The 2710-nt window shown below is 58.2% G+C and carries 4 protein-coding genes; 3 read left to right on the top strand and 1 reads right to left on the bottom strand.

What is annotated here, in order from left to right; translation table 11 throughout:
* Positions 1-22: 22 nt before the first annotated feature.
* Positions 23-754, bottom strand: coding sequence for a transposase (locus B5X69_RS20535; protein WP_079640321.1), 732 nt, complete (start codon positions 752-754; stop codon positions 23-25).
* Between the two features lie 480 nt (positions 755-1234).
* On the opposite strand from B5X69_RS20535, the gene B5X69_RS20530 reads away from it, so the two are divergent.
* From B5X69_RS20530 to infA, 3 genes are all read left to right on the top strand, one after another.
* The gene (locus B5X69_RS20530; protein WP_079640320.1) at positions 1235-1531 is read left to right on the top strand and encodes a hypothetical protein; all 297 of its coding nucleotides are present in this window, start codon (positions 1235-1237) and stop codon (positions 1529-1531) included.
* Positions 1532-2045: 514 nt separating this feature from the next.
* A complete protein-coding gene (locus tag B5X69_RS20520) occupies positions 2046-2252 on the top strand; it encodes a cold-shock protein (RefSeq protein ID WP_079640318.1) in 207 nt (68 codons plus the stop codon).
* An 8-nt stretch (positions 2253-2260) separates the two neighbouring features.
* Positions 2261-2512: a translation initiation factor IF-1 gene (gene infA / locus B5X69_RS20515; RefSeq protein WP_079640317.1), complete on the top strand. Its 252-nt coding sequence runs from the start codon at positions 2261-2263 to the stop codon at positions 2510-2512.
* Positions 2513-2710 lie beyond the last annotated feature (198 nt).

Here is a 2710-nt window from a genome sequence, read left to right as displayed (position 1 = left end):
GTGAACGGGGGATGAGGGTGGATCAGACCCGATTGATGACGCCATTCCAACCGCAAAGAGCGAGCACGCGCAAGCGGTAGTTGTGAAAGTTTCGGAAGCCGAACGCGCGGCGCGAGATCATCTCCATCTTTGTGTGAAAGCCCTCGGTGATTCCATTGTTCCTGGAAAAGCGCCACATGCGGGCGACGGGCTCGAGCCAGCTGGTCAGGGTATCGGCGAGGGACTTGAGGGGGCTGGCGGCGAACTGATCGATCAGCCTGAGCAGGTCGGGGATAAGCTGGCTGGCCTTTTTGGCATTGAGGGATTTTTGCGTCAGCAGGAGGGCCATGTCCTGCTTGGCAGTGTAGAGGGCTTCGAGCACCGGATTGGCTTTCAGGTAGACGGCCAGCCTTTTGCGCTGTTCTTCGCTTAGCTTCCATCGATGGCGCCGCATCAAACTGAGCAGCCCGCGATTCTTTCGGCCCTCGGGATCGAAGCGCTTCCATCCTTCGAGGAAATGCTGGTTGAGCAGCCGAATGACATGGAAGCGATCGGCGACGAGATCGCCGATCTTGATCTTCACAAGATCGCAGCCTCGCAACTTGCTGTCGATTGCGAGATCGAACAGCGCCCGGTCTCGAAGCCGGTGCTCTCGATCCAAGTGGAAGCGAATTGCCCATATCTGCCGTGGTTTTAGCGGCCGCTTTGCACCTACCTTTCGACCGGCATTCCACGCCGGTCGTGGAGGTAAATAGTCGAATTCTGATCTACCCATGATCGTTCTCCTGTGGCCAAAATGGCCAAAAAGGGAAACGCTCGAGTCAAGCCGGTTGGCCGAAAGTGAACTGGCAGCTTCCGGACCCCGATATTGCGTAGCCGACATTCGTTCAGCCCCTCTTCGACCCGACGTCCGTGGCGAGAGATTCCGAGCGAATACCGTCGTCGACAGGAGTCTTTTGGCGCTTCCGTACAATTGCCTTTCCGCCCGCGCGCCTATCCGCGCCGGGCGACCCAGAGAGCTCTTCCTTTCAGGAAATCCGAGTTCTTCATCTGACGCCCGCCCGGTTCCGATCGTGCGGGCGTCTTTTTTTGTACACGCAGGTCGAACAGACAGCCAAATGCCGCACGAGACGCTGCCGGCTACCTTACAATCCCGTCGACAACCCCCATATCATAGTTATCGCCGCTCTCGTTCTCGTAGGCCGCCGCGACTGAGAGACATAGTGCTCCCGCTTACACGCAGGGGCTTAGGGCCATGACTTCGCAAACCGATCCGACTCCGGAGACTTCGACGGGCGCCAAAGCCCGGTCAGGCCGCTTCTTCCGAAAGAGCCGCACGCCGCTGGCACCCGCCGATGCCCGCCGCCAAGGCGACATCAGCCAGCTCGCCTTCCTGACCATGGGCGGCCGCGATCCCGCAATCGCGTTTCTTAACAGCGAAAACACGGAGCTTGGTGGTCGTCCGATCGCGATCGCGACCGAGAGCCCGGAAGGCTATGATCGCGTCGCCACAGCGATCCGGTCCTTGGCCCGCGACCCGGAGTTCGAATGAGCCGCGCGCTGAGCATCGCGCTGCCCGAGACGCAGGTTCACGTCTCTGCCTTCTTCAAAGCCTCAGTATGAGCGCGATCGAGCCGCTCTGAGCAGACTACATTCGGCAAATTTGCACTACGGGCGCCGACGCGGCGGAAGACCTAGGGCTCCGCGTCGCTGTGATAGACGACGAAGTGATGCGCCACCTCCTCTATCGCCCGCCGGACCTGAACAAGCCTATGCAATAAAAAAGGCGAGAAGAATCTTCGATAACGCGGCGGATTTCCTTCCGAAAAATTCAGCAAACCGGTGAATAAATTTGCAAGCGCCTTCCAGAACAAAACTCGTCGGCGACGCATGAAATCAAGGAATTTCTTGACTTTTATATTATCTCGATCCATACGCATCTGGCTAACGTCGCCTGCGACGGAATTTTGATGCCCCTTACCGGGTCTATTCCTTCCCTTCTCACGCTTCCAGCTCTGTCGGTGCTTTTGCCGGCGGATACCCTGTTTTCGTGAAAGGAAACAATCATGCCGATCGGCAACGTCAAATTCTTCAATTCCGATAAGGGCTATGGCTTCATCGCGAACGCGGATGGTTCGGGCGACAGCTTCGTCCACATCTCCGCGGTCGAGCGCGCCGGCATGGCGACTCTCAATAAAGATCAGCGCGTAAGTTACGAGCTCGAAACCGGTCGCGATGGCAAGGTTTCGGCCGTCAATCTCGAAGCGGCCTGACGCTTTAGATGGCCAAGGAAGAGGTCCTCACCTTTGAGGGCATGATCGACGAGATTCTGCCCGGCGGGCGATTCCGCGTCGAACTCGAAAACGGCCATCGGCTCATTGCCTACACAGCCGGCCGGATGCGGCGTTTCCGCATCCGGTCCGTTGTCGGCGACGCCGTGCGCGTCGAAATGACACCCTATGATCTTCTGTGGACGCCCCGACGAACGCATCTGTGGACGCCCCGACGAACGCAAGCGATAATTTGGGTATGATTGCGCGTAGGTCGGATGCTGCCATCTGTCCGGCCTCGTAATGCAGTGAAGCGGCCCCCAAAAATTACCGGACAGTTCCTCACACTTATGTAAGAGTGAGGCATATGACCGACAGTAATCCCAGGAGCTATGTGCATGCGGAGGTTCTCGGAGGGGTTCAGCGCCGTAGGCGGTGGACCCCGGAAGAGAAGCTCCGCA

Source organism: Sphingopyxis flava, assembly GCF_900168005.1.
Lineage (GTDB): Bacteria > Pseudomonadota > Alphaproteobacteria > Sphingomonadales > Sphingomonadaceae > Sphingopyxis > Sphingopyxis flava.
The sequence above is the reverse complement of the archived record's forward strand: the minus strand, read 5'-3'. Positions and strand labels throughout refer to the sequence as shown.